This window comes from Halorussus ruber, from assembly GCF_004765785.1.
Taxonomy (GTDB): domain Archaea; phylum Halobacteriota; class Halobacteria; order Halobacteriales; family Haladaptataceae; genus Halorussus; species Halorussus ruber.
This window is the reverse complement of the sequence record NZ_SBIT01000001.1, coordinates 487,211-510,403: the sequence shown is the minus strand read 5'-3', so window position 1 is coordinate 510,403 and position 23,193 is coordinate 487,211. Positions and strand designations below refer to the sequence as shown.

Genomic DNA, 23,193 nt, shown 5'->3' with positions numbered 1-23,193 from the left:
TCTTCCGCGAGGTAAAACGACGAACCTCATCGTTCAGTAACTGTTTTAGCCATGTCGAACCAGCAACTGCTGAAACATGGTTGCAAGCGTTCGCCGTCTGGCACAATTCCACTAACTAAACACGATGGAGCTTACAGAAAGACCTTTGAAGTGGAAATAAAACGAATGGATATGAACCGACGCGCGTTCCTCCAGCGGAGCGGTGGACTGGCGACGCTCGCGGGGCTTGCCGGATGCCTCGGAAGCGCCGGGAGCGATACCGAACCCGCCGACAGCGACGGAAAGCAGACCGACGGGACGACCCACTCGACGACGGACGACTCGACCACCGACTCCGAGCGCCGATTCTCGGGCGTCCGGTCCGAGGAGGACGAACCCTTCCGGACCATCTCGGTCGGAAGCCGCGACGAGGTCGCCTTCCCCGAGAACAACAAGCCCCGCGGCCTCCGGGTCTGGAACGCCGCCGACGAGGCCCGCGAAATCGACCTCCAAGTCTCGCGCGGCGCGACGATTCTGGTCGACCGGACCGTCGAGTTCGCGGCCGACGCCTACCTCACAGTCACGCTGAACGAACCCGCCGACTACGGAATCGCGGTCGGCCTCGCCGACGGAACCTCGACCACCTTCGGCGTCGAGCGGACCTCCTTCGACTGCAACACGACCGGGACCGACGTGGGCGTCATGCCCGACGGTCGCGTCGAAACCATGTCGATGTCCACGGCGATGGGATGTCCCTCCTCGGAAGTCGCAAGCGCCGACCTCTCGGTCGGGCAGGGAACCTGCGGCGAGGAGAACGGCGCGTCGGTCGCGTTCGACGCCGAGTCGGTCCGCGTCGACGGCACGGTGCGGACCTCGACGCCGAACCGAGACCTCGAACTCGCCGACGCGGGGTACGACGCCGAGACCGGCGCGCTGACGGTCCGGGTCCGGGCGACCGAGGGCGACGACGGGGAGATGGGCGTCCAGTGCGTCGGCCAAATCCCCTACGAGGCGACGATTGGGTTCGACTACGACTTGCCAGACACGGTGGTCGTCGTCCACGAGAGCATGGACGAGACGACCGAAGTCGCGCGGGCCGACCGCGGGTCGAAGGAGAATTAGCTAGTCGGTCAACTGGATTCGACCGCCCAGCACCGAGTTCACGACCGCACCGAGGAGGACGATTGCGCCAGCGAAGTAGAGCCACGTCAGCAGGAGCAAAACAGCGCCGATGGCCCCGTAGGCCTGATACCGCCCGGCGTTGGCGAGGTAGAACTGGAACAGGACTTGGAGGACGACCCACCCGACCGCCGCGAAGGCCGCGCCGGGAATCGCCTCTCGGACCGACATCTCGACCGGCGGGAGGACGTAGTACAGCGGGAGGAACGCGACTGCGAGACCCGCGACGAGCGCCAGATTCCCGACGAGGTTGGGAAGCGGAATGTTCGGGGCCACCGAGGGCGTCCGCAGCGCGTAGCCGATTGCGACCATCAGCGCGACGGCGACGACGACGAGGGCGATTGTCACCGCCCCGTCCACGATTTGCTCGACCAGCGAGGGGTCCTTCTCGGTGCCGTAGGCCTCCGAGAACGCGATGTCGAGGCCGCGGAACAGTTTGAGCGCGCTCCACCCGACCGTGACGAATCCGACGACGCCCGCGCCGGTCCGACCGGTCGAGCTGGTCAGCGCCTCCTGAAGGACCCGCTCGCCCGAGGCCGACAGCGAACTCGCTACCTGCTGGACGAGAAATTCCGCGAACGCCTGTCCGCCGACGATGCTTCCGACGACGATGGTGAGCAACGCCAGCGGAATCAGCGAGACGAACGCGTAGTAGGCGACGCTGGCCGCGAGGAACGTGACGTTGCGGTCCCGCGCGACGTTCACCACCCGCTTGACGCGACTCTGCGAGGTTGCCACGAGTGTCCCGTTCCACGGCACCCACGCCTAAAGGCGGTACGGCCGGAATCGCGGGAATCGAGGCGGTAGAGAGAGCCTACTGGGTCGTGGTCTCGTTCGTCCCGGGGGTGGTCGTCTGGCCGCCGCCGACGGTCGTCGTCTCGTTTCCGCTCGGGGTCGGCGTCGTCTCGGGCGGTTCGGTGACCTCGATGTCGAGTCGGTTGAGTCCGTCGCAGCCCTCGGCCGAGGCGACGCGGTACCAGTCGCCGATTTGGAGTTCGGTGACGCCGTCGGCTATCGTCGTCGTTTCGCCCACCTCTGTCCTTGTTTCACTCATCTCTGTCGTTGTCTCGTCCATCGCTGTCGTTGTCTGGTCCTGCATCGCGCCTTCCGTCGTGGTCTCGGTCATGCCTCGGCCTCGGTTTCCGTCATGCCCCCGGCCTGCGTCGTCGTCTCCTGCGCTGTCGTCGTCTCTTGGGCCGACGCGCCGTTCATCGTGAGTCCGGTGAGTCCGAGGAGACCGACCGCGCCACCGGCCTTGAGCAGGTCACGTCGCCGCGGTGTGCCGTCGTTTCCCGCGTCGTCGGTTCGTGCGTCGTCGTTTTTTCGCCATGGTCGAACGCCATCGCGTTCGGTCTTATAGCGAACCGGCCGTTCACGGACGTCGTGGCGGTCTACCCCGGCCGAATAGAGATTACGTCCGAGAAACGGGGATTATCGCGGGGAAAGGGAGGGTTACGTCAGTCCCAGAACGACTGCGTCCGGGCGTACTGGCGCTCCTGCTCCAGAATGTCCCGATAGAACTCGTCTTCGTCCTCGCGGAGTTTGGCGATGATGCGGGCCGCGTTTCGGGGGCCGACGCCGCGGGCCGCCAGCGCGACGACGGCCCGCTTGCCGTGGCTCTGGACCAGACTGGCGGCCTTGTGGGCGCGGCGGGTCATCTTCTCCTGCTCGTCGTCCTTCTCGGGCGCGCGGACCGCCTTGACCACCTCGTCGGCCCACGGGTTCAGGGCGGCGATGCGAGTCGAGTTGCACTCGGGGCACTCGGGTTGGTCGCGGACGCGCCGGACCGGCTTCTTTCGCTTCCACTCCTCGCAGTGGAGACAGAACAGGATGACCTCGTCGTCCCGAATCCGGTCCTTGACGGTCTGGATGACGCTGGCGTCGGCGTTCTCCGGCGCGAGGAGTTCCCGGCCAGACGAGCGCCCGCCGGTGCCGACCGGGGTGCGCCCGCCGGTCGTCACGACTTCGATTTCGCCCTCGCGGATTCGCCGGAGGACCTCGCTGGCCTCCTCGACCGCGAGGTCGTCGTGGAAGACCTCGCGGACCGCCTCGTCGTACATCGGGGTGTCCTCCAAGGCGGCCATCAGGCGACTCATTCCCGGTCCCGAGGTCCCGCTCGCGCCCTGCCAACTCCGGAGCGCGCCGAATTTGGCGGCGACCTGCGAGAGCTTGAACTTGAGCGAATCGGAGTGTTTGAGGCTCAACTCGATGATGGCCTCGACGTGGCCGGGGTCGGTGGTTCGCAGGACCTCGGCGACCTCCTGCCCGTTGACTTTCGCGGGCACGTCCAACTCGATTCGGTAGGGGTCCACGTCGAGGCCGACCGACGACCCGGTGCGCTGGCCGACCATCGACGAGAGGACCCGGCCGAGCGTCTCGTTGACCTTGTGGCCGAAGCACGAATTGAGGACGACGGTGTTGGCGGCGTGTTCGACCACGATTCGGTCGGCCGTGGGGAGCGGGTCGCCCGATTCGGCGTGGCGGTCGAGTTGCGAGAGGGCCTCGCTGGCGGTGTGCTGATTCGTCGGGTAGCGGTTCGTGAACTCCCGAGCGACGCCCTCTCGGGGCGCGCCGCGCTCGAACTGGGGTCCGGCGACGGCGCGCATCTCGCCGACCTCCTGGGCCACGTCGTACGGAACCGGAATCTCCTCGCCGACCCACGAGGGAATCTCGCCGCCGGGGTCCTCGATGGGTGAGACCTTGACCGCCTCGTCGTCGTCGTCCACCTCCGTAATCCGCCACATCTCGCCGCGCTGGACGAACACCTCGCCGGGTTGGGCGAAGTTGACGACGAATCGCTCGTCCAGCGTGCCGACCTGCGACCCGGAGGCGATGTCCTCGACGGTGTACTTCTGCTCGTCGGGAATCATCGAGAGGTTGGCGTAGAAGTACTGCCACGTCTGGCTGGACTTCTCGAGGCGGTCGTCCTGCTCGTCGAGCCACACCAGCCTGTTGCTCTTCAGCTCGCGGACGACCTCCTTGAACTCGTCTTCGGTCAGGTCACGGAAGGGGTACGCGCGGGTCACGATGTCGTAGGCCCGCATCGCCGAGAGGTCCCCGAAGTCCATCACGAGGCCGACGATTTGGTTCGCCACGGTGTCCAGACTCCCGTCGTGAATCTCGGCGTCCTCGACCTCGCCGTCCTTGGCTCGGCGGGCGATGGCGAGGGCTTCGAGCGTGTCGTCGGGGTGCTTGGTGACGATGGTGCCGTGAGAAATCTCCTCGGAGCGGTGGCCAGCGCGGCCGACGCGCTGGAGGAGGCGGGCGACCTCCCGGGGACTCGAATACTGGACCACGTGGTCGATTCGGCCCACGTCGATGCCCAACTCCATCGAGGAGGTACAGAGCAGGGCGTCCAACTCGCCCGCCTTGAATCGGTCCTCCACGTCGATTCGGGCCTCCTTGGATAAGGAGCCGTGGTGGACGCCGATGTTGGCGTCCAGTTCCTTGAAGCGCGAGCCGAGGGCCTCGGCGGTCTGGCGCGTGTTGACGAAAATCAGGGTCGAGTCGTGGTCCTCAACCACGTCAAGAATCGTCCGGACGTGGCTGGCGACCGACTCGTCGGTCACGAGTTTCCCCGCGAGTTGGCTGTCCTCGTCGGTAATCTCGGGTTCGCGGACCTCGAACTCGACCTTGCTCCCCACGTCTACCTCCACGATTTCGGGGTCGTCGCGCTCGGCCGGGTCGCCGACGAGGAACCGCCCGACCTCCTCGGGGTCGCCGACCGTCGCGGAGAGGCCGATTCGCTGGAAGTCGCCAGCCAACTCGCGCAGGCGCTCCAATCCGATGGTCAACTGTGCGCCCCGCTTGGCGCTGGCGAGTTCGTGGACCTCGTCCACGACGACGTGGTGCACGTCTTCGAGGGCTGTTCGGAGTTTCGACCCGGTCAGCATCGCTTGCAGGGTCTCGGGCGTCGTCACCAGCACGTCGGGCGGGTCGTTGGCCTGCTTCTGGCGCTGGTAGTCGGTAGTGTCGCCGTGGCGCACGTCCACGTCCAAATTCAGCTCCTCGCCCCACCACTCCAGTCGCTGGCGCATGTCGCGGTTCAGCGCCCGGAGGGGCGTGACGTAGAGGGCGGAGATGCCGAATCGAGGCCCGTCCTCCGTCTGATTCTGGGCAATCGCGTCGAAGACGGGGAGCATCGCGGTCTCGGTCTTTCCGGTCCCGGTCGGCGCGATGACCAGCGCGTGGTCGCCCCGCGAGAGCGGCGGGATGGCTCGGCGCTGTGGCTCGGTGGGCGTCGAGAATCCGCGCTCGGAGAGCGCTGACCGGACCTCCTCGCCGAGTTGCGCGAAGGCCGCAGAACCGGCGGCCCGTCGGTCACTCATCGGTCGTTTTTAGCTGTTAGAGGGTGATAAGCGCGTTGCCTGCGGAAACTGAGACGTCGGTCGGGGACCGGGGTTCATCAGTCGAGGCCGAGTCGCGTCAGTCGAGACCGAGGTACGTCAGTCGAGACCGAGGTACGTCAGTCGAGGCCGGGGTCCAGCCGACGCCGAGCGTACATCAGCGGGAGTCCCGAGACGAACGCGACCGGCAGGGCCACCGCGAGAGTGGCCGAAATGGCCAGGAGTACTCCGCCCGCTCCAAGCACTTTCGGTCCCCAGACGATAGCCAGCACGAGCGTCCAGAGGAGGACCGCGGCGAGCGCCGTCAGCAGCCCGACGATGCCCCCGAACAGGTACGTGTACGTTTCTCGTCGCTCGACGACCACCCACCAGACGATGGCTCCGAGAAACGGGACCGGGGCGGCTAGTGCGAACCCCGAGGAGCCGATGGGGGCAGGCAGTACCGTGACCAGCGTGTCACTTATCGGAGACAGTTCTCGTAACGTGACGATGCTACAGAGAAACGCGTAGACGCCCGCGTACAGCGACCACTTTTTCGAAGGAGAGAATCCGAAGGGATGGCGGGAACCAGCAGTTTCCATGATTCGGCTACGAAAGCACCTGATATAATTTTTGTCACGACTCTGCGATTCCATGCCTGTTTATAACAATCACAGTCGTGTGAGAGCTCCGAAAATTGCCGACAGCGTCCACGTAATTCGGCCCTCCCGAACGTGTTCGGCAGAAGCTATTCCCTCGTGACGCACCCAAATTTAGGCGACGCCGGTCCGGGACGACCGGGAATCGAGTTGCGACCGACGCCGAAGTCGGCGACGCGGCGATAATCGAAGTAACAACGGGAATCACGAATGTCTGCAGGAGAATCCCTCTACCATCGGTTAGGCGGAAAGGAACAGATTTCGAACGTCGTAGACGAGTTCTACGAGCGAGTGCTGGCCGACGACACGGTCGCGCACTTCTTCGAGGACGTGGACATGGCGGCCCAACGCGCCCACCAGACCCAGTTTCTGAGTGCGGTCGCTGGCGGACCGGTCGAGTACGACGGCGAGGACATGCGCGAGGCCCACGAGGGCATGGGTATCGAACCGCAACACTTCGCGGCGATTGCGACCCACCTCGAAGCCGCGCTTCGGGAGTTCGACGTGCCCGACGGTGACATCGAGGCCATCATGTCGGAGGTCGCGGCGCTGGAAGACGACGTCCTCTGCCGGTAGCCGTAATCCATCCGCGTTTTTGCGAGAAGGCTTTTGTCCGCAGACCGCGGAGTCGATACTATGGAGACGAAAGTCCACTTCCGAGAGACCCAAGAGTTCGACCAGCCGTGGCTCTGGGGACTCCTCGGACTCGGCGCGGTCGCCGACGTCGTGAACCTCGCGCGCGGCAAGCGGTCGGCCCGCGAGACGATAACCCGACTCGGCGCGCTCGGGGCCGCCGCCCTCCTGCTCCGAGTCGCCACGCTCGAAACCGAGGTCCGCGAGGACGGCCTCTACGTCCGGTTCTCGCCCTTCCACCGCTCGGCCAAGCACATCCCGTTCTCGGACCTCGCCGACGTGCAGGAGACCGGCTACAGCCCGATGCGCTACGGCGGGTGGGGCATCCGCTGGAGTCCGCAGGGCATCGCCTATACCGTGAGCGGCAAGAGCGGCGTGCGCATCGAGCGCGCCGACGGCAAGTCGGTGTTCGTGGGGTCGGACCGTCCGGACGAACTCGTCGCGGCGGTCCAAGCGGCGACCGAGCGGACGATTTGAGCAGACGGTCTAAGCGGACAGTCTGAGCGGACAGTCTGAGCGGACGATTTGAGTGAAGGCGGCCATTTTCGTAGCGTCCGAAAGAATATTTTCTTAGGACTGTACTGAAAACAATAGTGAACGAGAGCCAACGTCCGCCGGGGTCCGGCCCCGCCGACTCCCGGCGCACGACCGGCCGTCGCCAGCGGTCGGATGACCCCGAAAGCGATGGAGACGCCGCGGTCCCCCGCGAGGAGAAACTGCTGACGCTCTACGAGAACCTGCGCGCCGAGGTTCGCGTCCGGATTCGGGTGGCGAACGTCCGGGCCACCCGCGGCATCGCGGTGGTCGGCGGCGTCGTCGGGTCCGCGATGGTCCAGAGCAGCTTCCACCTGCTGGCGCTGGTGCCCATCGTCTTCGGCGTCCTGTTCGTGGACACGGTCCGAAGCTACAACGAGATTCTCGCGGTCGCGCGCCACCTCGTGGAACTCGAACGCGACCTGGCCGAGCGCGGGTCGCCCTTCCAGTACGAGGTCCGGCGCGGCGGAGCGTTCGGCCTCGCGCGAAACCAGTGGGGCACCTTCGGGTGGCTCTCGGTGGCCAACGGCGCGCGAATCATCATCTTCGGAGGGGTCTACCTCGGCTCGTGGGCGGTGTTGCTGTCCTACTGGGCGACCCCGCCGCGGCTGTTCGGGGTAAAAATCGGCACCACGCTCCTCGCGGTGTTCGCGGTCGGACTCTCGGTCTTCCTGCTGGCGGTCGGCCTCTCGCATCTGGCGTACCGCCGACGGCTCTCGACCGAAATCGAGTCCGCCGGGTCCGGGCCGTCCGCTCGGTCCGGCGCGTCCAACTCGACCGACTGACTCAGACTTCCGAGTAGGCTCCCAACCGCGCGCCGTCGAGGAGATACGCCTGCCCGTCGGCCAGCGCCTCGGGCAGGAACGGGGCCAGAAACTCCTGTCCCTCGACGTTGACCCACGTCGCGCCCACCAGCTCGTTGAACGCCGGGAAGACGATTAGCTCCGCGCCGGGCCGGACTGAGTTCCCTCCGCCCTCTCCGCTACTCGCTGCGCGCTCGGCGAAGGCGTCCCCGGAAAGGGACCCCCGGAGCCAGACGCGCTCGACGCGACTCCCGCCGACTTCGTCCTCCAGACGGACCGCGGGATGCTCGTGGCCGACGCAGACCACCTCGCTGTCGAGTACCTCCGGCGCGGGCCACGTGTGACCGTGAGCGAACCCCACGTCGCCGAGTCGGACGCCCGAGCCGTCGGTGACTTCGAGGTCGGCCCACGACTCGATTGCGCCGTCGTGGTTGCCCTTGACCAAGGTGGCCGAGACGCCGCGGTCGCCGAGGGCTTCCAGCAGGACCTCGATTTCGCCGCGCTCGGCCCCGCCGGGGTCGCCGATGGCGTGCATCAAGTCGCCGAGGAAAATCGCGCGCTCCGCGCCGGTCTCGGCGACCAGCGAGAGGAGACGCTGGCGGCGCTGTTCGGCGCGGCTGTCGAGCGAGACGCCCTCCGAGCGGAGCGCCTGCTCGATGCCCGCGTGGAAGTCCGCGACCACCAGCGTCCGGTCTGCGAGGTCCGCGACTGCGGCTGGCTCGCCCGGAACCGGCTCCACGAGCGCCATCAGATGGGCTTGAGGGTGTCCTCGCCCGACTCGTAGCACCGGCCGGACATCAGCGCGGATTCGAGCGCGTCCTCGACGTCGGCGGGCGTCACGTCGTAGTCGTTGACCACCGCGGCCAGCAGGGTCTCGCGCCCGACGCCGTCGCCCTCGTTCAGCTCGCGCATCGTCTCCATCACGGTCTCTTCGAGGTTCTCGGGCACTTCGCCGCCCGATTCGTCGTCCTCGGGTTCTCCGGTCTCTTCGCTCGCTTCAGGCTCGCCACCTTCGTCTTCGGCGATGGACGCGCCGGGCGCTTCTCCGGCGGCCGACCCGCTTCCCGCGGGTGCCTCGTCGGCGGAGTTCACCACGTCCTCGGTGCCGCCGGTCGCCGATTCGACATCCTGGAGTTGGTCGGTATCGACCTCCTCGGCGGTCGGTTCGGCGGCCTCGTCGGGTTCGGGTTCCGCGTCGGCCAGTTCGGCCTCGCGCTCGGGCGTCGATTCCGCGGGACCCTCGCCTTCCGCGCCTTCGTCGGGTTCGGGCACGTCGATGTCCGCGTCGCCGGGTTCGCCGACCTCGGAGCCGGAGGAGAATTCGAGGCCGTACTCCTCTTCGACCTCTTCGCGCTCCGCTTGGTCGAACTCGTACATCTCGTCGCCCGCACCAGCGGTGCCGATGTCGGGGCCGTCGTCCTCGCCGTCGGTCTCGGGCGCGAACGACTCGTCGGTCGAGGTCTCCTGCTCGGATTCGACGGTCGGCGGCTCCTCGTCGCCGATTTCGTCCTGTAGTTCGGCCGCGTCTTCTGCGTCCTCGACCTCGGGGGTCTCGGCTTCCGTTTCGGTGACTTCCGTTTCGGTAGCGTCCTCGGTTTCCGGAGTCGCCTCGGTCTGGTCGGTCTCGCCGCCCTCCACGGTGCTGGTCGGGGCGTCACCGAGACCGGAGTCGGTCGGTTCGGCCGATTCGGGCGAATCGGCCGAACCGGCGGTCGTCTCGGGTTCCGGTCCGGTCTCAGGCTCCGATTCGGCACCGGACCCGGGCGCTTCGCCGAGGTCGGCACCAGCCGTTTCGGAAACGTCTTCCGTGCTTTCGGACAGCTCTCCCGTTTCTTCAGCAACGTCTTCCGTTCCTTCGGCCGTCTCTTGTGTGCTTTGGGCGGGCTCGGCTTCGACCCCCGTCTCGGACGCTCCGCCGGTCTCCAACTCCGAAATCTCGCCCGCCTCGCTCTCGCCGGTCAGCGAGTAATCGAGGTCCACGGCCACTTCGTCGCCGCCCTCGCCGGGCGCGAGTTCGAGCGGTCCGACGTCGTCGGCGGTGATTTCGCCCGCGACGACGCGGGCCGAGTCGATGGCGAGGTCCCAGACCTCCGCGAGGTAGGCCTCGGTCGTGCCGTAGTGGTCGAGCGCCAGCGGGATGCCCGAGGAGAGTCCGGCGTCCACGCCGTTGGCCTCCAAGGCCGTCCGGAGCGCGTCGCCGGTCTCGCCCGAGTCGATGGCGTCGGCGAACGTCGAGACCCGCGAGAGGGTCTGCTCGGCGGTCTGGACCACCCAGCGGTCCCGCGTCTCGGCGTCCACCTCGTTGATGGACTCGGGCCGGATGGAGGTGAACACGCGGTCGGAATCCTCCGGTTGGAAGGTCCGGGCCTTGCCCGTCACCGCGACGAACGCGGGCGGGGTGGCGTTTTCGAGGAAGGCCATCTCGTCGGGTTGGTACTGGCCCGCGTAGAGGACGAACGCGCCGGTCGGGTCCACCACGCGGCCCCGAAGCACGTCGTCGCTGACCTGCTCGACCTCGGTCAGGACCCCGACCACGAACAGGCGATTGACCCGCGCGCCGGTCGGCGTGACCACGTAGTTCGGCGCGCGCTCCTCGTCGCTCTCCGAATAGTCGAAGTCGGCGTCGTCGTACTCCGCGGCGAAGAGTCGCCACGCGACCTCGCGGCGGCCCGCGCCGCCTTGGTCGGACCTGGAGTCGTCTCCGTTTCCGTTCGCGCTCATGCGAACCACCCCCGGTGAGTGTGAGGTCGGAAGTCGCACGCCTGCGAGCGGAGCGAGCAGGAACGTCTTCCGGAACTCATTCTGCCACCTCCGCGAGGAGCGATTCAGCGCGCTCGGCGGGCGGGTCGGAAGACACCTCGAACTCCGAGACTTCGAGGTTCGCGCCGTAGTCGTCCACCGAGAGGTTGCCCCGGACGCGGTACTCGTGGCCGACGATTCGCTCTCGAATCGTGTCGGCGACGACTTCCTTGTCCATCGCGTCGCGGGCTTGGGCCTTGGCGTCGTCCACGTCGCCGCCGTAGACCTCGGCGGTGCGCTCGTCGTCCAGAATCGCGGTCACGGTCCCGGTCCCGTCGTCGAGGATTGCCTTCACGCGCAGGTCGTCTTGGCCGTCCACGCCGCCGTGGCTCCGACACTGGCCGTTCTGGATGACCCGGCCGCACTCGGGGCACCGCTCGATGAGGCCCGAGCCGTCTCGGACCGCCACGATGTTGCCGACGATTTCCACGTCGTAGGCCCCGCCGGTGCCGACCGCCTCGCTGACGGTCATCCGCGTGCCGGTGTCGCTGATGGCCAACTCGCGGTCGAGGGGCGCGACCGAAGTGAACTCCGAGAGGTTGACCGAGGGGACGCCCCGGAACTCTCGGACGTAGACGTCTTCGAGTCGCATCGCCGCGCCCTCGGCGACTTCGGGCCGGGCCTCCCAGTCGGTGAACGGGAGGCGGGCCGACTCGTCGGCGAGGACGCCGCTCTTGATTTCGGTCTCGCCGTCCCGGCCGTCGATGGTCTTGGTCTCGACCTCGACCACTTCGACTTCGAGGTTGATGCCTCGGTCGCCGGGTTCGAGGGCTTCGAGGTCCGAATCGCCACCGGCCGGATAGGACACCTCGATGTCCTCCTCGAAGGCGACGTTGGTACTCTCGCCGAGGTTCAACTCGGGGTCGCCCTCCCACTCCCGGACGCCAGCGTTGCCCGCCGTGATGGTGTCGCCCGCCGAGAGGCCGAAGTCCTCCCACGCGGTGTAGGAGATTTTCCCGGACTCGTCGGCGATTTCGCCCTCGTGGATGACCTGCTCGTTGCCCTGATACCGAATCGAGCGCTTGCCCACCGTCAGCACTTTTCCGGTGACGGTGACGCTGCTGTCCTCGGTGGTCACGTCGGCGATGTCCACTTTGGAGGGTCCGCTCGACCCGCCGCCGCTGTCGCCGTACTTTCGCCGGAGGCTCTGTTTGGCCTCCTCGACTGGAACGCTGTACTCCACTAAGTTCTCGAGGTCCGCCTTGACCTCCTCCTTGTCTACGCCGAGGTCGGAGGCGAGCTCCTCGGCATGGTCGTCGAGACTCATCACTCGGATTTGGCCCGGATGGATTAAAAGTGTTCGTCACGGGGGCGAATCTGACAGGTGGATTCGGGGGTGTGGTCGGGATGGGTATCGTTCTGAGTCACCGAAGGAATTCCGGTGTAAGTACGAAGGTAAACCGCAGAATCGGACATCGTGGTGTCTTCTTGAAGCCCCCGCCCGGTCGCGGTCGCTGAGCAGGATATTCGGCGCGCTCTCCGCACAGCCCGCACGCCGAATAGTGGCCTGCTCAGACGACCACGGTAAACGCTGGAAGACAAACCGCGTCTTCCAAGGTCACACTCACTTCGTTCGCGTGACCGCGACCGGGCGGCCCCTTCATCCACCCACGGCGGTTGGTCAATCAGGCGCGACCTGTCGGCTGGTCAATTGAGCGTTCGACCGTGGTTTGTTCCACCGAGCGCGCTCGCCGCGAATCGGTTGGTGACCGATTCGCGGCGGAAGGGTGCGTCAGAGGGATGTGGAGGAGAGATTGCAGGGATCAATCGAGGAGCTATCGAAGCCGAATCGGCCACTGGAACGCGACCGAGACCGAGGAGTCACGATACTCGATGACGGCCCACGCGAGCAGGGTCAGAACCAGCACCAGCGCGACCAGCGCGTCGGCGAAGCTCATCCAGAGCGGGAGGACGAACGCGATGCTGTTGGTGACCTTCCGGGGCGTGAACCCGGCGACCGAGGTGGTCTCCTGCGAGTGGTCGGCCCGCTCGACTCCGCGGGATTGGAGGTCGGCCTTCGCGGCGCTCGGGCCGCCCGTACTCTCGTCGCCCGTGCCGAGGCGCTCGGCCTCGTAGGGCGCGTAGAAGTCGATGCTCCAGACGACCTCGCCCGACTCGTTGACCTCCAGCACGCGGTGGCTGTTGGTGTCCGAAATCAGGGTGTTCCCGTTGGGCAGGCGGTCGGCGTCGCGGGGCCACTGCATCTCCTCGTCGGACCAGACCCACGATTGGACCCACCGACCGTCCGTGCCGTTCGCTCCGCCCTCGCGCTGGTACTCCACGATGCGGTCGTTGAGCGAGTCGGCGACGATGACCGCGGGACCGCCGTTCGACTCGTTGATGTAGTCCGGGTTGTGCTGTTCGTAGAGGACGCTGTAGTCGTTCTCGCTCCCGAGCGTCCAGTTCTCTTGGACGCCGGTCTGCTTGTCCACGAAGACCACCGAGTCCTGGTTCCGGAGGCTCAGCATGATTCGGCCGTCGTGGAGTCGCTCCACGTCGTTGAGATGCGCCCAGTCCTCGGGGTAGGGGCCGCCGCCCGAGATGGGGTAGGCCTGCTTGGTGGACCACTCCCACGTCGTCATCCCGGTGGTCGTGTTGACGATGTAGGCCTCGTCGGTGTTGATTGCCCCGACGAGGAGGCGGTTCTCGCCGAGTCGGTCCACGTCGTGCCAGTTTGCTCCTCGGTCGGCCGGGATGACGCGGGAGTAGACGCGGGTAATCTCCCCGGTCGTGAGGTTGACGCGCTCGACTGCCGAGACGGTACACTTGCCGTTGCAGTCGTCGCCGTCGTAGTTGCGCTCGGCGACGTACTCGACGGTCGTCCGAGTCCCCTTCACGGGGTCTACGTCGAAGTAGCCGTGGAAGGTGTCGTTGTGGTAGAGAACCTCTCCCTCGGGGCCGAACGCGACCAGCGCGGCCGACTCGCCCTTCATGCCGTGCCCGGCGACGACGGTCACGTTCTCGCGGGGCGGGACGACCGAGGCCCGCTGGTCGCCCGCGAGTCCGGCCTGTCGCTCGTAGGTCGTGACCGCGGCGTCGGCGGGCGAGGAGAAGTAACTGTATCCGAGCGTGCTGGCACAGAGGACGACGACGACGGCGAAGATAACCCGGTGGCGGCGCACACCCTAACGTCCATCGTGTGCGACATAAATCGACCGAAAGCGGTTTTCCCGGCCGGGCGCTATCGGAGGTATGCGCGTGGTCGTCAACGCGGCGATGAGTGCCGACGGCAAACTCTCCTCGCGGCGGCGCGAGCAGATAGCCATCAGCGGCCCGAAGGATTTCGACCGGGTGGACGCCCTTCGGGCCGGGAGCGACGCCGTCATGGTCGGGGTCGGCACGGTACTCGCCGACGACCCGCACCTGACGTTGGACGACCCCGACCGCCAGTCGGCCCGCCGGAACCGCGAGGAGTCGGCCCACCCCGTCCGGGTCGTCGCCGACTCGAAGGCCCGCACGCCCACCGACGCCCGAATTGTGGACGACGCGGCGACGACCTACCTGCTGGTCTCGGAGTCCGCGCCGAACCAGCGAATCGAGGCGTTGACCCAGACCGGCGCGCGACTCATCACCGCGGGCGACGAGCGAGTCGAGTTGGACGCGGCGCTCTCGGCGCTCGACCGGGAAGGGATAGAGCAACTGATGGTCGAGGGCGGCGGCGAACTCATCTTCTCGCTGTTCGAGGGCGGACTCGTGGACGAACTCCGGGTGTTCGTCGGTTCGAAGGTCATCGGCGGCCGGGACGCCCCCACGCTGGCCGACGGCGAGGGCTTCGTCGCGGAGTTCCCCGAGTTGGAACTGGACGACGTGGAGCGAATCGACGACGGCGTCCTGCTCCGGTACGCGGTGGTCTGACTACTCCTCGACGTGGTCGATGGTCAGGGTGTGGCCGGTCCGCTCGCCGTGTTCGATGAGAACCTCGGCGGGTTTCGCGTCCTCGGCGCTGACGAGTTTCTCGAACGAGCAGTCACGACAACGCACCCGGACTTTGTTCTCATCGGCGGACATTTCGGTCGTTCGTACCGTCGTTCGCATCCCGCTGGGGAGTTATTGTTGCCTGCTATAGTCAATGCTTTTTAAGCCCCGGTGGAACAGAAATCGGAGACGGGTTCCGTAACTCGTGGTGCGGTTGGAACCGTACTTGAAAGTGCTCGTCGAAAATATACTTTTGCTGAAAAATCCTATTCGAGCGACAGTTAGTGGGAGTGACCGGTCATCTCGCCGAACGTCTGGCCGAATCGCTCCTCGAACAGTTCCATCGTCTTCTCCTCCTGCGCGAGAGTCTCCTCGTCGGGTTCCCCGTGAGCGTGGTGGACGAGGGCGTGGGCCTGCTGTGCGAACGAGAGCATCGTCAGGTCGCCGAGGACGGAGGTGTCGGTCTCGCCCTCGTCCTCGCGGAGCGCGTCGACGATGCCTGTCGGCAGCGTCAGCTCTTCGGTGTCACCGTCGGGCGATTCGATGGTGTACGTCACGGTCTCGACTTCGTTGTCGGCCATGGTCCTTCCTTCCGCGGGCGGACGTAAAGAAGTGCGGATACCGGTCCGGGAAGCGAGCCGAGCGGCCCGAAGTCGAGGAGAGTTCTCAGCCACCGTCTCCCGTCTCGGTGGCGTTCACGAGGACTTCTTGGGTCGTCGTCTGGTTCGGCGTCGTCGTCGTTTCGGTCGGCGGCGTCGTCTCCCGCGTGACCGTAGTCGTCTGGTCCGACAGCGTGGTCGTCTCCTCGGTGGTCGTAGCCGTCTCCCCAGTGGTCGTAGTCGTCGGTTCCTCGGTGGTCGTGGGAGTCCCCTCGGTTGTCGTGGCCGGTTCCTCGGCGGTCGTAGTGGTCTCCTCGGTAGTCGTGGCCGTCTCTTCGGCCCCCTCTTGCTCTGCTTCTTGCGTCTCGTCTCCGGTCGTCTCCTCGGCCGCTCCTTGCCCTGCCGGGCCTGCTCCTCGTTGTATCTCGGATTCGAGCAGGCCGAGTTCGTTGTTGAAGAACACGGCGTTGGTAGTGAACGAGTAGGTCTGACCGGTTTCGAGCAGCCCCTCCCGCAGGAAGACGAGTTCGTAGTTGCCCGGGCCGCAGTTCTGGTAGCGGACGATGTAGCCGTTCCAGTCGGCCGGGTCCACGACCGCACCGTCCGCCGGGTCCGGATTGGCCGGGTCGATGTAGCCGAGAATCTGGTTGACCGTCGGCTGTTGAACGCGGCTTATCGGCCGGAACCCGATTCCGGGTTTGTAGCTGTCCACGAATACCAAGGCAGTGTTCGGTTCCTGTGCGTTCTCTTGCATTATGTCCCCCGTGGCGCTCGCGCGCTGAGTTCGGTTAGGCTATGCGAGCCTCGGTGGACCGTGACGCGGCGGTCGAGCATCACCCGCCGTCGCCACCGCCGTTGCCGTCACCGCCGCCGTTGCCACCACCGCCGTCGCCACCGCCGTTGCCGCCGCCACCCCCCGACTGGATACTCGCCTCGAGCAGTCCGAGTCTGTTGCTGAAGAAGACAGCGTCGGTAGTGAACGAGTAGGTCTGTCCGGATTCGAGCAGTCCCTCCCGCAGGAAGATGACGTCGTAGTTGCCCGGGCCGCAGTCCTCGTAGTGAATCATGTAGCCGTTCCAGTCGTCCGGGTCCACGACGGCACCGGGCGACGCGTCAGGATCGTTCGGGTTCGCCGGGTCCACGTACCCGAGGATTTGCTCGACCGTCGGCTGCTGGAGACGACTCACCGGACTGAAGCTGACGCCGGGCTTGTAGTCGTTCACGAACACCAAGGCGGTGTTCGGGTTCGCTGCGTTCTCCTGCCCGATAACGCTCCCGCTACCGGCGAGGCCGAGCGCGACCGCACTCGACGCCAATACGCCCTTCTTCATGAACGACCGCCGCGTATCGTCGGTCTCTTCTGCGGAGTTCTCTCGTGTCATAGTTTCTCTGCCCCCCAACCGGGGCATTGCAAACGTGGGACTGACTCCTCCATAAAGAAGGACGACCGTTCTCGACGTAACGAATTCTTGATGAGAAGTGTGATGTATTAAATTTCTATCCGGGGTAGTATTACGCATTCTATATTCTTATTTGTGAATTAGAGAAAGAAACGTCCGATGCCCGAGCGACAGCCTGAATTTCGACGAGGACACGAACAGTTAGACGCTCGACAATATGGATTTCACCGGTTCTCGGTCTGCTTTCCGACTGAGAAAATCCGTTACTCTCGCCCGAGTAATCCTAAGAGGAAAATAACCCCGTGAACGGTCGAGAGCATCTATTCGTCGATACGGAGTGACTCTCTACCATGCGCGAGAGCATCCGGGTGAGAGCACAATGACTCCGAGAGACGACCCCCGCCGAGCGGTAACCGCCGTTTTCGTTACGGCGCTCTTAGTCGTCGGGGCGGGCGCAGTCACGAGCGGAGCGATAGTCTCAGACGGAACCGCCCGAGTTCAGGAGACGACAGCGACGACTGCGGGGACGACGACCGCCCAAGCGACTGGCGTCTCGGTCGAGAACCTGACAGCACCGGAGCGAGTCCGCATCGGGACGAACTACACCGTCTCGGCGAACATCGTCAATAGGGGCGACGAGTCGTTCGCGGGCGAGGTCAGCTATCGAATCGCCGGAAACGTCATCGGTGCCGAGTTGGTCGAGGTCGCCGAGAACGCGACCCAGACGATACAGTTCAACGTCACGACGGACGACACGACCGGGTTCCCCGCGGGAACGTTCACGCACGGCGTGTTCGCCGAAGACACGGCAGTTACTGCCAACGTGACGCTGACCGAGGCGAACGCGACGACCGAGGCGACAGAAACCACGACCCCGGGAACCACGACTGCGGGGACCACTACGGCGGAAACGCCGACGGAGACGACAGCGACGACCGAAGCCACTACCGTGGCGACGGAAACGACTGCAGCGACCACGACGACTACCGCAACTACGACTGCTGCACCTGCAACCGAAACCACTACTGCTGCACCTGCAACCGAAACCACTACTGCCGCACCTGCAACCACTACGACCACCGCAACCGAAACGACGACTGCGGTTACGGAACCCGCGACGACGACCGTGGCGGAAGCGCCCACTGCGAGCCTCACGTTCGAGCGTCAGGACTCGACCGGAGAGGCCGTCACCGTGCAGTCGGTGACCGTCCCCGAAGGTGGTTTCGTCGTCGTCCACGACGAGAGTATCATCGAAGGGAACGTGGTCGGGAGTATACTCGGTCAGTCCGGATACCTCGCGCCCGGACTGAGCGAGAACGTCACAGTCGAACTCAACCAATCGCTGAATCAGTCCCAGCGACTAGTCGCGGTCGTCTACCGGGACTCGAACGATAACCAGCAGTTCGACTTCGTCGCGTCGAACCGGACTGCCGACGGACCGTACACGAAGGTCGATTCACGGGAGGCGGTCAACGGCATCGCCGTGATCGAAGTCACTGACGAGACGACTAACGAAACGGCGGAGACGACGACAGAAACGGTGACTTAGACGACCGAGTCCTCGGCTTAGTCGTCGCCCGCCGCGGCCTCGGTCGCGCCCTCCTCGGCCTCGATTTCGGCGGTTTCGAGGTAGTCGTCGGCGTCGAGCGCGGCCTTACAGCCCATGCCCGCGGCGGTCACGGCCTGCTGGTAGTGGTAGTCCACCACGTCGCCCGCGCCGAAGATACCGGGCACGCCCGTCTTCGTCTGGCCGCCGCCCTTGCCGCCCTCGGTCTGGATGTAGCCCGCGTCGTCCATCTCGACCGCGGTGTCTTCGAGGTAGTCGGTGTTTGGCGTGTGGCCGATGGCGAGGAAGACAGCGCCCACGTCCATCTCGAACTCCTCGGTCTCGGGGTCGTCCAACTTGTCGGTCGGATAGCCCTCGGGGTGACGGACGAGGTCCACGGTATCGACTCCCTCCTCGACCGAGCCGTGGATTTCGGTGACCTCGGCGTTCTTGACGAGTTCGATTTCGCCCTCCTCGACTTTCTCCTGCACGCGGTCTATCCAGTAGTCCTCGGCGCGGAACTCCTCGCGGCGGTGGACGAGGTAGACTTTCGAGGCGAACTTGGTGAGGAAGTTGGCCTCCTCCATCGCGGCGTCGCCGCCGCCGACGACGAGCATCTCCTCGCCGCGGAAGAACGCGCCGTCACAGGTCGCACACGTCGAGACGCCGTAGCCCATCAGGTCGTCCTCGCCGGGGATGCCGAGGGTCCGGGCGCTGGCACCCGAGGCCGCGATGAACGCGTCGGCGGTGTAGACGTCGCCGTTGGCGAGTTCCACGCGGTAGGGCCGCGAGGAGTCGTCTACCTCCTCGATGATGCCGTTTTTGACCTCGGCCCCGAACCGCGTGGCCTGCTCTTTCATGTTGTTGATGAGGTCCGGGCCGCTGATTCCCTCGGGGAATCCGGGGTAGTTCTCCACGTCGGTCGTCAGCGTCAGTTGCCCGCCGGGTTCGTCGCCCTCGAGTACCAGGGGGTCGTTGTTCGACCGCGCAGCGTAGATGGCCGCGGTCAGCCCCGCGATTCCGCTCCCGGAGATGATGAGTTTCCGATGCTCGACGCGAGGTTGTTCGCTCATACTGCAATATTACGATGGGGCGCGTATTTAGCTTGTGTTGTCTCCTCGGCTTTCCGGTTTCTGAAATCTCGGAGAACATTCATCCACATTTTTATTCCGCGACTAAATAGTCGTTAGTAATAATAATATCGAGTGGGACAGACGACGAGGAAAGTAGCCGAAGGCAGGAATTAGAACAAATCGCCGAGTGCCGTGACCCCGATTCAGACGCGCTTGAACGCGCTCATTCCGACGCGCAACTCGTCTTAGAGCAAACGCTAGAAACGTTCTCGGACCTGTCGGACAAGGCTTTCCGACTCATCCGCCTCAATGGCCTTGTTCTGACTATCCTGATTGCAGTCGCCTCGAATCTTCAAGACCTGCAATCGTACGTCAGTATCCCCTCTATCGGCGCTGTGCTGTTGTTCATCGGTTCGATACTGTTCGCATTGTTCAGCTACATGATACAGACTGTCGATGGAGGCGTGAGTACGGACGCCTTCGATAAACTGACGAAATACAACCTCCGTGAAGACGAGTACCTGAACTGGGTTCTCACGCTCGGGTATCCGAAATGGATCGACAAAGGTGTCGAAAAACGAGACGCAAAAGAGCGATGGATAGAGTACTCGCTAATCGCGTTTCTCGGCGGAATCGCCATGCTTCTCGTCGGAATGCTTTTAACTATTTATCCCGACATTTAAACCATGAGCGAGAGTACATCGACTGACGAAGAACCGACAATCCGCCCCGAGGACCTCGGTGAACCGGGTGCGACTACGTTCGGCGAACCGAGCAGTTCCGAGGCCGAAGACGACTCGGAAAAGGAGTAACCGTCTTTCACTTCAGGTCGAAGTTTTTACTTCCCTCTCAGTTCCATACGCGGTATGGCCGCCGACCTCGAAGAGAAGACCGACCGATACGAGGGCCTGCTCGCTGAGGCCCTCGACGCCGCCGAAATCGCGCCGCCGGAGGACACCCCGATGGGTGAGGCCGCGGCCGAGTGTCTGGAGATGGCGAGTTCGTACCTCGAAGACGGCCGTCACTTCCGCGAGGAGGACGACCTCGTGAACGCGCTGGCCTCCTTTTCCTACGGTCACGCGTGGCTCGACGCTGGCGCTCGCGTCGGACTGTTCGACGTGCCCCGCGAGGGACACCTGTTCACCGTCTGAGTCTCGAACGGGTCGAGCCTCGTGGAAGTTTATAACACGCCAGCCCCCCTAACGGATTGCCATGGAAGAACGTTCGTTGTCGGGCGTGGTGCGTCTCGAGATGGATAGTCGGCTGGACTGGGTCGCGGTCGCGCTCGGCGTCGTCCTCGCGGCCATCCACATCTACCTCGGCGTCACGACCGACCAGTCGCCGTTCGTCGTGATCGGTGCCGGGTTCCTCCTCGGCGTGGCGTTCTTCATGACGCAGTACTGGCGGCCGGTCCTCTACGTCCTCGGCGTCGTGTACACCCTCGTCCTCGGCTTCATCTGGCTCCTCAGCGGAATGCAGTATCGGACGATTGGCCTCGTGACCGGCGCGCTGAGTACTGCCTTCCTCCTTCTCATCAGCTACCTCTTCGCCCGGGAAGGCAAACTCGTCTGAAAGGCGAACTCGTCTAATCGCGGTCGGCGGCGGCGCGGGTTCCCGGCACGCGAAAGAACTTAGAACAATTCCTAAAGAAAGATTTTCATTTCTTTACAACTTAAAGAAGTTGCTTGAACTAGATTTCACTCCGAGGAGTGGCGCTCGTCTTTTCGGCGTTCGGTCCCGTGCCCCCGGCGACTCCCGTAGCGGTGGTCGCGCTCGCTGGTGCCGTGTTCGCCGCCGTGGCGGTGTTCGCGCTCGCCGCCCTCCTCGCGGAAAGTCGAGTCGCGCGGGTCGGAGTGGTGCGAGGACTCGCCGCGCTGACCGGTCATCCGTCCGGAAATCCCCTGCTCGCGGTGGCTTCCGCGCTGGCTCCCGGTGCGCGACGAACCGGTGTCGTGGCTCTCCTGTCCGCTTCGCTTGCGACGCTGGCGGCCTCCGCGTCCGGATTGGTCCGACCTGTTTTGCTGGCCTCCGCGTCCGGACTGCTCCGGTCTATTTTCCTGCCCTCCGCGTCCGGACCGCTCAGGCCGGTTCTGACGCCCCTCGCGTCCGGATTGGTCCGACTCGTGGACTGCTGTCGTCCGATTGCTCCCCCACCGGTTCGCGTGGCCGTGACCGGTGAAGTCGTGTTTCGCCTCTATCTCGTTTTTCTCGTGGTGACTGCGCGGTGCCTCGTCGCTTTGGTTCCGGTGTCCGGTGCGACGCTGTCGGTCGCGGTCGGCGGCGTCTCCGTACTGGTTCGAGTGGCGCTCGTCCGCCGGGTGGCCGCTCCCTTCGTCTCCTCGCCCGCCGCTTTCGCGCCGAGACTGGTCTCGGTCGTGGCTCTCGTGGCGTCCGCTTCGATTCTGGTCGTCGTTCCGTCGGTCGCTTCGGTGTCGATTAGCCATACTCTCAACCCCCAACGAGGGTTGCGCGAGAACGGCCTTAGACGTGCTGGCGGGTCGGTGGTTCGACGGCTACCGCCCCACGAGTTGGAATACCGCGACAAGTTTTTTCTATCAGCCACGCGCATGGTTCTTTGTACATGAACGAAACCTACGTGCGGCTGGTTTGTCCGGAGTGTGGCAAGGACTGGGAGGAGTCCCCCGACGACTTGCCGTCCCACGACGAGCAGTTCAACTGCCCGAACTGTCACGCCACGCGCCGGACCGCCGAGTTCGCGCGGACCGAGCGCGACCTGGAGACGCTGAAACAGTTCCAGTAGTCAGCTACTGGTCGCCGAGCGTGCGCCGCACGCCTCGCACCGTAGCAACACCGCACCCTGTTCTCGTTCGAGTCGCGTGTCGGGGAGTCCGCACTCCGAGCAGAGGACGTACTCGTCGGTGTACTCCTCGAGGGCGTCCTCGATGCGGCGCTGGCTGAACTCCCCGGTCAGCCGAGCGCGGCCGCTCTCGTCGATGTGGGCGCTCGTGCCGAGTTCGTCTTGCAGGAACTTCAGGACGTGGTCCTCCTCGCGGCCGAGTCGGTCGAGGGTGTCCTGAAAGTTCTCGTAGACGGTGACGTTCCCCTCTTGGCGCACGTCGGCCTCGGGCACGTCGAACCGGTCGCCGCTACCCTGAATCTCGGGCGACTCCTCCATCGCCCGTTCGAGGTGGTCGTCGTAACTCTCCATACGAGGGGGTAACGAGCGCATACGGATAAAAACCTTTCAGACTCTCAGAGTCGTTAGCCATCGACTGATGCGCCGACCGGTAAGGTTGCCTTTCTGTGTGAAACGAACACAACTTCATGAAACTGTTTCACAATACCACGGTGGTAGGCGTTACGTACTATTGTGGCCCCGTAATCGGGAGAAATGCGTACACCGTGTTAACGGGACTCAAGATAATACTATAACCCTGCAACTGTTAGCCTCGTTTGCTTATGAAGAAGCAGGAACTCATCCACCTTCACGGCCTGCTGGCGGAGGTCGGAAACTACTTCGAAGAGGAGAACAGCACCGAAGTCGACCTTAGCGAGTACGATTCCCTTGGCGTACGACCAACTTCTATTCACAAGTCGAAAACAGACCACAAAGCAGCAGTCTTCGCCATGGCAAACGCAATCACGTCCGAAATGAGCGAAGCCGAGGCGGACGAGAAAGTCGCCGCCAAGGCCGACTGAACTGCGGTACGACGCTTCCTCCCGAATCCGCGACGACTCGCTAGCGGCGCGACTGTTCTGCGGACGAGAACTGCGACCGGGACGAGAAC

At 64.8% G+C, this 23,193-nt stretch carries 27 protein-coding genes and 1 pseudogene; 13 read left to right on the top strand and 15 right to left on the bottom strand.

The genetic code is table 11. The features are described 5' to 3' along the window. Together EPL01_RS07095 and EPL01_RS07090 are read left to right on the top strand one after the other, a co-directional pair. Window positions 1-119: pseudogene (locus tag EPL01_RS07095) on the top strand (IS6 family transposase); the annotation flags it as partial. Window positions 120-171: 52 nt separating this feature from the next. Further along, on the top strand, window positions 172-1,101 hold the full coding sequence (locus EPL01_RS07090) for a hypothetical protein (RefSeq protein WP_135824544.1): 930 nt from the start codon (window positions 172-174) through the stop codon (window positions 1,099-1,101). Here EPL01_RS07090 and EPL01_RS07085 read toward each other — a convergent pair whose 3' ends face one another. The 4 genes from EPL01_RS07085 to EPL01_RS07070 form a co-directional block, all read right to left on the bottom strand. Further along, a complete protein-coding gene (locus tag EPL01_RS07085) occupies window positions 1,102-1,896 on the bottom strand; it encodes a YihY/virulence factor BrkB family protein (protein WP_135824543.1) in 795 nt (264 codons plus the stop codon). It lies immediately after the preceding gene. 76 nt (window positions 1,897-1,972) lie between these two features. Next, window positions 1,973-2,284 carry a hypothetical protein gene (locus EPL01_RS07080; protein WP_135824542.1) on the bottom strand — a complete coding sequence of 104 codons (312 nt, stop codon included), beginning with the start codon at window positions 2,282-2,284 and terminating at the stop codon, window positions 1,973-1,975. Window positions 2,285-2,615: 331 nt separating this feature from the next. Continuing rightward, window positions 2,616-5,486 carry a DEAD/DEAH box helicase gene (locus tag EPL01_RS07075; RefSeq protein ID WP_135824541.1) on the bottom strand — a complete coding sequence of 957 codons (2,871 nt, stop codon included), beginning with the start codon at window positions 5,484-5,486 and terminating at the stop codon, window positions 2,616-2,618. Window positions 5,487-5,623: 137 nt separating this feature from the next. Beyond that, window positions 5,624-6,085: a hypothetical protein gene (locus EPL01_RS07070; protein WP_135824540.1), complete on the bottom strand. Its 462-nt coding sequence runs from the start codon at window positions 6,083-6,085 to the stop codon at window positions 5,624-5,626. A gap of 267 nt (window positions 6,086-6,352) precedes the next feature. Between EPL01_RS07070 and EPL01_RS07065 the strand changes: the two genes are divergently transcribed. The 3 genes from EPL01_RS07065 (at window position 6,353) to EPL01_RS07055 (ending at window position 8,094) form a co-directional block, all read left to right on the top strand. Further along, entirely contained in the window at window positions 6,353-6,718 is a 366-nt protein-coding gene (locus EPL01_RS07065; RefSeq protein WP_135824539.1) for a group I truncated hemoglobin, read from the top strand. Window positions 6,719-6,778: 60 nt separating this feature from the next. Further along, window positions 6,779-7,252, top strand: coding sequence for a DUF6141 family protein (locus EPL01_RS07060; RefSeq protein ID WP_135824538.1), 474 nt, complete (start codon window positions 6,779-6,781; stop codon window positions 7,250-7,252). Between the two features lie 116 nt (window positions 7,253-7,368). Then, a complete protein-coding gene (locus EPL01_RS07055; RefSeq protein WP_135824537.1) occupies window positions 7,369-8,094 on the top strand; it encodes a hypothetical protein in 726 nt (241 codons plus the stop codon). Between the two features lies 1 nt (window position 8,095). Here EPL01_RS07055 and EPL01_RS07050 read toward each other — a convergent pair whose 3' ends face one another. The 4 genes from EPL01_RS07050 to EPL01_RS07035 form a co-directional block, all read right to left on the bottom strand. Beyond that, on the bottom strand, window positions 8,096-8,860 hold the full coding sequence (locus EPL01_RS07050; RefSeq protein WP_135824536.1) for a metallophosphoesterase: 765 nt from the start codon (window positions 8,858-8,860) through the stop codon (window positions 8,096-8,098). Beyond that, complete coding sequence (locus EPL01_RS07045) at window positions 8,860-10,833, bottom strand: hypothetical protein (RefSeq protein WP_135824535.1); 1,974 nt, start codon at window positions 10,831-10,833, stop codon at window positions 8,860-8,862. Before EPL01_RS07045 ends, EPL01_RS07050 begins: the two co-directional genes overlap by 1 nt. Before the next feature lie 76 nt (window positions 10,834-10,909). Beyond that, window positions 10,910-12,178 (bottom strand): Single-stranded DNA binding protein, encoded by a 1,269-nt coding sequence (locus EPL01_RS07040; protein WP_135824534.1) that lies wholly within the window; start codon window positions 12,176-12,178, stop codon window positions 10,910-10,912. 508 nt (window positions 12,179-12,686) lie between these two features. After that, window positions 12,687-14,033: an arylsulfotransferase family protein gene (locus EPL01_RS07035; RefSeq protein WP_210424090.1), complete on the bottom strand. Its 1,347-nt coding sequence runs from the start codon at window positions 14,031-14,033 to the stop codon at window positions 12,687-12,689. Window positions 14,034-14,103: 70 nt separating this feature from the next. Between EPL01_RS07035 and EPL01_RS07030 the strand changes: the two genes are divergently transcribed. Continuing rightward, window positions 14,104-14,766, top strand: coding sequence for a 2,5-diamino-6-(ribosylamino)-4(3H)-pyrimidinone 5'-phosphate reductase (locus EPL01_RS07030; RefSeq protein WP_135824533.1), 663 nt, complete (start codon window positions 14,104-14,106; stop codon window positions 14,764-14,766). On the opposite strand, the gene EPL01_RS22400 is transcribed toward EPL01_RS07030, so the two are convergent. From EPL01_RS22400 to EPL01_RS22005, 4 genes are all read right to left on the bottom strand, one after another. Then, complete coding sequence (locus tag EPL01_RS22400; RefSeq protein WP_281275341.1) at window positions 14,767-14,892, bottom strand: hypothetical protein; 126 nt, start codon at window positions 14,890-14,892, stop codon at window positions 14,767-14,769. A gap of 215 nt (window positions 14,893-15,107) precedes the next feature. Then, on the bottom strand, window positions 15,108-15,407 hold the full coding sequence (locus tag EPL01_RS07025) for a DUF7545 family protein (RefSeq protein WP_135824532.1): 300 nt from the start codon (window positions 15,405-15,407) through the stop codon (window positions 15,108-15,110). Between the two features lie 85 nt (window positions 15,408-15,492). Further along, the gene (locus tag EPL01_RS07020; protein ID WP_135824531.1) at window positions 15,493-16,179 is read right to left on the bottom strand and encodes a hypothetical protein; all 687 of its coding nucleotides are present in this window, start codon (window positions 16,177-16,179) and stop codon (window positions 15,493-15,495) included. Window positions 16,180-16,258: 79 nt separating this feature from the next. After that, complete coding sequence (locus EPL01_RS22005; protein ID WP_210424089.1) at window positions 16,259-16,807, bottom strand: hypothetical protein; 549 nt, start codon at window positions 16,805-16,807, stop codon at window positions 16,259-16,261. Window positions 16,808-17,204: 397 nt separating this feature from the next. Between EPL01_RS22005 and EPL01_RS07010 the strand changes: the two genes are divergently transcribed. Next, the gene (locus tag EPL01_RS07010) at window positions 17,205-18,374 is read left to right on the top strand and encodes a DUF7282 domain-containing protein (RefSeq protein WP_135824530.1); all 1,170 of its coding nucleotides are present in this window, start codon (window positions 17,205-17,207) and stop codon (window positions 18,372-18,374) included. Window positions 18,375-18,391: 17 nt separating this feature from the next. Here the strand turns inward: EPL01_RS07010 and trxB are convergent, their stop codons facing one another. Further along, window positions 18,392-19,444: a thioredoxin-disulfide reductase gene (trxB, locus tag EPL01_RS07005; protein WP_135824529.1), complete on the bottom strand. Its 1,053-nt coding sequence runs from the start codon at window positions 19,442-19,444 to the stop codon at window positions 18,392-18,394. A 440-nt stretch (window positions 19,445-19,884) separates the two neighbouring features. Between trxB and EPL01_RS07000 the strand changes: the two genes are divergently transcribed. The 4 genes from EPL01_RS07000 (at window position 19,885) to EPL01_RS06990 (ending at window position 21,016) form a co-directional block, all read left to right on the top strand. Further along, window positions 19,885-20,127 carry a hypothetical protein gene (locus tag EPL01_RS07000; protein ID WP_135824528.1) on the top strand — a complete coding sequence of 81 codons (243 nt, stop codon included), beginning with the start codon at window positions 19,885-19,887 and terminating at the stop codon, window positions 20,125-20,127. 3 nt (window positions 20,128-20,130) lie between these two features. Then, window positions 20,131-20,256: a hypothetical protein gene (locus EPL01_RS22395; protein ID WP_281275340.1), complete on the top strand. Its 126-nt coding sequence runs from the start codon at window positions 20,131-20,133 to the stop codon at window positions 20,254-20,256. Window positions 20,257-20,310: 54 nt separating this feature from the next. Then, window positions 20,311-20,595, top strand: a complete 285-nt coding sequence (locus EPL01_RS06995) for a DUF357 domain-containing protein (RefSeq protein ID WP_135824527.1) — start codon at window positions 20,311-20,313, stop codon at window positions 20,593-20,595. Window positions 20,596-20,656: 61 nt separating this feature from the next. Next, entirely contained in the window at window positions 20,657-21,016 is a 360-nt protein-coding gene (locus EPL01_RS06990; RefSeq protein ID WP_135824526.1) for a hypothetical protein, read from the top strand. 125 nt (window positions 21,017-21,141) lie between these two features. On the opposite strand, the gene EPL01_RS06985 is transcribed toward EPL01_RS06990, so the two are convergent. Then, window positions 21,142-21,888 carry a hypothetical protein gene (locus EPL01_RS06985; protein WP_135824525.1) on the bottom strand — a complete coding sequence of 249 codons (747 nt, stop codon included), beginning with the start codon at window positions 21,886-21,888 and terminating at the stop codon, window positions 21,142-21,144. Window positions 21,889-22,025: 137 nt separating this feature from the next. Between EPL01_RS06985 and EPL01_RS06980 the strand changes: the two genes are divergently transcribed. Then, window positions 22,026-22,205, top strand: a complete 180-nt coding sequence (locus tag EPL01_RS06980) for a DUF7836 family putative zinc-binding protein (protein WP_135824524.1) — start codon at window positions 22,026-22,028, stop codon at window positions 22,203-22,205. On the opposite strand, the gene EPL01_RS06975 is transcribed toward EPL01_RS06980, so the two are convergent. Further along, window positions 22,206-22,613: a translation initiation factor IF-2 subunit beta gene (locus tag EPL01_RS06975; protein ID WP_135824523.1), complete on the bottom strand. Its 408-nt coding sequence runs from the start codon at window positions 22,611-22,613 to the stop codon at window positions 22,206-22,208. Between the two features lie 251 nt (window positions 22,614-22,864). Here EPL01_RS06975 and EPL01_RS06970 point away from each other — a divergent pair, with 251 nt between their 5' ends. Then, a complete protein-coding gene (locus EPL01_RS06970; RefSeq protein WP_135824522.1) occupies window positions 22,865-23,104 on the top strand; it encodes a UPF0058 family protein in 240 nt (79 codons plus the stop codon). The last annotated feature ends 89 nt before the right edge of the window (window positions 23,105-23,193 follow it).